The 3,454-nt window shown below is 52.7% G+C and carries 4 protein-coding genes; 1 reads left to right on the top strand and 3 read right to left on the bottom strand.

All coding sequences use genetic code 11. The annotated features are described in order from the left end of the window. Positions 1 to 128: 128 nt before the first annotated feature. The 3 genes from HY879_00210 to HY879_00200 are packed head-to-tail and all read right to left on the bottom strand — an operon-like array spanning position 129 to position 2,697. Positions 129 to 1,199, bottom strand: a complete 1,071-nt coding sequence (locus tag HY879_00210; protein ID MBI5601756.1) for an NADH:flavin oxidoreductase — start codon at positions 1,197 to 1,199, stop codon at positions 129 to 131. 38 nt (positions 1,200 to 1,237) lie between these two features. Continuing rightward, positions 1,238 to 2,176 (bottom strand): FAD-dependent oxidoreductase, encoded by a 939-nt coding sequence (locus tag HY879_00205; GenBank protein ID MBI5601755.1) that lies wholly within the window; start codon positions 2,174 to 2,176, stop codon positions 1,238 to 1,240. Then, positions 2,173 to 2,697 (bottom strand): hypothetical protein, encoded by a 525-nt coding sequence (locus tag HY879_00200; protein ID MBI5601754.1) that lies wholly within the window; start codon positions 2,695 to 2,697, stop codon positions 2,173 to 2,175. The genes HY879_00205 and HY879_00200 overlap by 4 nt, the downstream gene beginning before the upstream one ends. 368 nt (positions 2,698 to 3,065) lie before the next feature. Between HY879_00200 and HY879_00195 the strand changes: the two genes are divergently transcribed. Further along, the coding region (locus HY879_00195; GenBank protein ID MBI5601753.1) for a methylmalonyl-CoA mutase at positions 3,066 to 3,454 on the top strand (389 nt) is incomplete at its 3' end.

Below are 3,454 nucleotides of genomic sequence, written 5' to 3'. Positions count from 1 at the left end.
ATCAGCCGCATCCCTATCCCCGACGAAACCCAAACCAGAATCCTCAGAGCGCTCGATGTGATTTGGCCTTCCAACCTTGCCCACTCCAAGGGCAAGGTGTAGGCAGTACACGTTAACCAACCATTATCTTAAATAATTATATCAATCAATTGGTTATACGATCTATTCTTGTTTTTTTCCAGGGGAAGATCCGCCAGACCTTTTTTAAGCTGCTCGACGCAGTTGTTACAGGAAATACAGTCGGCCTTCCGCCGATCGCCGGCTTTCCATCGTTTGACCAACCCCGGTTCCCGGATAAAGGGGCGGCACATGGAAATATAATCAGCCACTTGATCCTCAACGATTTTCTGAGCCACCGGCAGCGACCGTATGCCTCCCACTACGATCAGGGGGAGATCGACGGTTTTTTTAAAGGCCCTGGCTTCCTCCCTGAAGGTGGCCTCCTGCTCTTCCGAATCGATTTTTTTATCCAGGAGATTGGCGATATTGAGAAGGCCGCCGCTTATTTCCAGGGCGTCTATTTCTCTTTCTTTGAGCCAGACGCCGACTTGCAGGGAATCTTCCAGGGTCAATCCCCGTTCGACCCCATCCCGGGCATTGAGCTTAACCAACAAGGGAAACCTTCGGCCTTCCTTTTTTCGAACGGCCTCGACCGCTTCCAGGAGCGCCCGGGCCCTGTTCTCAATCGAACCGCCGTAAGCGTCGGTGCGGGGATTATAACGCGGGCAAAGGAGTTGGCTGAGAAAAAAGCCGTGGGCGGCAAAGATCTCCACACCGTCAAACCCGGCATCCCTGGCCCTGGTCGCGGCCCGGCCGAAGGCCTGGACCACCTCTTGAATATCGCTTCCGGTCATTCTCTCCACCCGGCTTTTTGAAAGGTAAGCGCCGCCGTAAGAAATCTGGATGACGATTCTTCCTCCCCTTTCATGAACGGCCCGGGTCAGGGACTTTAGTCCCGGAATAAGGGCATCTTTATAAATCCCAAGCTGCCCTTCGGCATGTTTTCCTTCCAAAAGGCAATAACTGTGTCCGGTGATGATCAGCCCCACTTCGCCCTCGGCCAACCGGCTGTAGAGTTCCACCAGCCTGGGGGTGCAGCCTCCATCGTCATCCGCCAGGCCTTCCCAGGTGGCTGCCCGGACAAAGCGGTTCTTTAATTGCAGCCCATTAATTTCTGTCGGTTCAAATAATGGATTCATCTTATCCTGTGCGTCTGTGTGGGTGTGTGCGTCTGTGGCTAACCACTCAAATTGGTTTCAAGATATTTTTGGGCCGAATCAGCAGCCACGGCCCCATCTCCGGCGGCGGTGATGATCTGCCGGAGCGTTTTGTCGATCACGTCTCCGGCGGCAAAGACTCCCGGGACCGAAGTTTCCATTTGGAGATTGACCCGGATAAACCCCTCTGCATTGAGGGCCAACAAGCCGTCAAATAATTCCGAGTTGGGTTTCATGCCTATGCCGACAAAAACACCGTCGGTTGGAAATTTCGTTTGGCGGCCGGTTTTCCGATCTTTAAGCATCAAGGAATGAACCTGTTGATTTTCTCCTTGAACCGCCTCTACTTCCTGGTCCAGCATAATCCGGATTTTAGGATTGGCGAGGGCTGCCTCCTGGACGGGTTGTTCGGCCCTCAATTTAGTCCCCCGGTAGATGACGGTCACTTCATCGGCATAGCGCGTGACATGCAGGGCCGTATGAAGGGCGGAATTTCCACCGCCGATTACTGCGGCCTTGGATTTATTCATGGCCTGAAACACCGGGGCATCGCAATGGGCACAATAATAAATCCCCTGACCCCTGAATTCCTTTTCCCCCGGAACATCCATTTTGATAGGAGACGAGCCGCTGGCGACGATTAAGGCATTGGAAGCATATTCTTCGCCGTCGGTGAATATCTTTTGTCCTCTCTCAAGGAAGGAGATCTTGACGGCATTCTGGTGGACCATTTCCACGCCCAGGAGATTCACCTGCATGATCATGCCGGTCATCAGTTGAGCCCCCGGCACCCCTTGGGGAAACCCGGGATAATTGCCGATCAGCTCATACCTGAGGGGGTTCCCTCCCGGATCGGCCCCGAGGATCAGGGTTTTTATCTTGGCCCGGCCGGCATAAATACCGGCGGTCAATCCGGCCGGCCCGGCGCCCAGGATGATTAAATCATAGGGGATGGTCATGAGTCACTCCTTTCGATCTTCTGTTCCCGAATACCGGTATACACGGCTTTGCAGATCCCGGAAACCCCTCCCTTGAGCCCCTGGGGATTTTTACAGCCCTCCGAAAATTTCAGGGCTTCCATATATTCTTGAAACGCCGCAAAACCTTGAAAGGCCGATTCCAGGTCTTCCGTCGGTAACAGGCGGAACAGCCAGCCCTGATGATAAGGGTCTTTTGAAACAATGGAAGGGTCCTTGGCCGCCTGGGGGTTAAAACGGACGATGCCCGTGAGGGGTGCATCCAGGTAAAGGATTTTGCCGGTAATAGCAAAGACCAGCGATTCCCCCCTTTGAACCTCTTGACCGTCAGGGACCAGCCATTCGAGATCATTTAAGCCGCCGGACAAAACCAGAGACGGCCGGCTGAAGCCAAAGACGATTTCCCGGTCCTCTTTTTTGGCCCAAAGGCCGGGCTTTATGACGTAACGGCGGTCTTCGGGTATTTCCACTCGGATCCCCAAAAAGTTTTCCATATAAGCCATTTTTCCCCCTTGCTCCTTTTTTGGTAAGACTGTTTTATCCCAGGATATTATAACCAACTCCGATCCAATTTGGCCAGATAAATCGTAAAAACAAGGGTCCAAAAAAAGACCAAAAAGGCACTCATTTTAAGGTTTCTTGCTTGACTCCGAAGGGCCTCTGGTATAGATTCAAAGTGTTAAAATCCCGTCTCGGGGAACCGATTGAATCCTTGGCAGGGTGATGAAAATAGTGAGTATCCACCGGGTAGAATCTTCAGCAGTCAGCGATCAGGATTTAGCCGACCAAACAACGGTCAAGAGGGTTGCTGAATGTTAAAAGCTGATGGCTGACCGCTCCATCCGGAAAGTGCGAGGTGATTATGTCCAAGATGTTTAAAGACGACCAAATGGAAAAGGACCGGAATGGGAGGGAAGCCTGGGAAAAAGAACTTTCCGCACAGCTTTCCCGTTACCCGGAAAGGCAACAACGATTTTCGACGGTCTCCGACCTGGAGATAAAAAATATCTATTCTCCGACGGACGTCGCCGGAATGGATTATGAAGGTGATTTGAATTACCCCTGTTCCTATCCCTACACCCGAGGGGTTCAGCTTTCCATGTATCGCGGTCGTCTCTGGACCATGCGCATGTTTGCCGGGCTGGGCTCGGCCGAGGATACCAATCAGCGCTTCCATTATCTGGTCCAGCAGGGACAGACGGGGTTGAGCACGGCCTTTCATATGCCCACCCTCATGGGCTACGACAGCGATTCCCCCCT

The sequence above is a fragment of the Deltaproteobacteria bacterium genome, assembly GCA_016219225.1.
Lineage (GTDB): Bacteria > Desulfobacterota > RBG-13-43-22 > RBG-13-43-22 > RBG-13-43-22 > RBG-13-43-22.
Note: the sequence above shows the minus strand (reverse complement) of the source record. Positions and strands in the feature narration are given on the sequence as shown.

Coding starts and splice junctions, on each gene's coding strand:
- HY879_00210 (MBI5601756.1), bottom strand. CDS start 1,199: ATGAATCCATTATTTGAACCGACAGAAATTAATGGGCTGCAATTAAAG.
- HY879_00205 (MBI5601755.1), bottom strand. CDS start 2,176: ATGACCATCCCCTATGATTTAATCATCCTGGGCGCCGGGCCGGCCGGA.
- HY879_00200 (MBI5601754.1), bottom strand. CDS start 2,697: ATGGCTTATATGGAAAACTTTTTGGGGATCCGAGTGGAAATACCCGAA.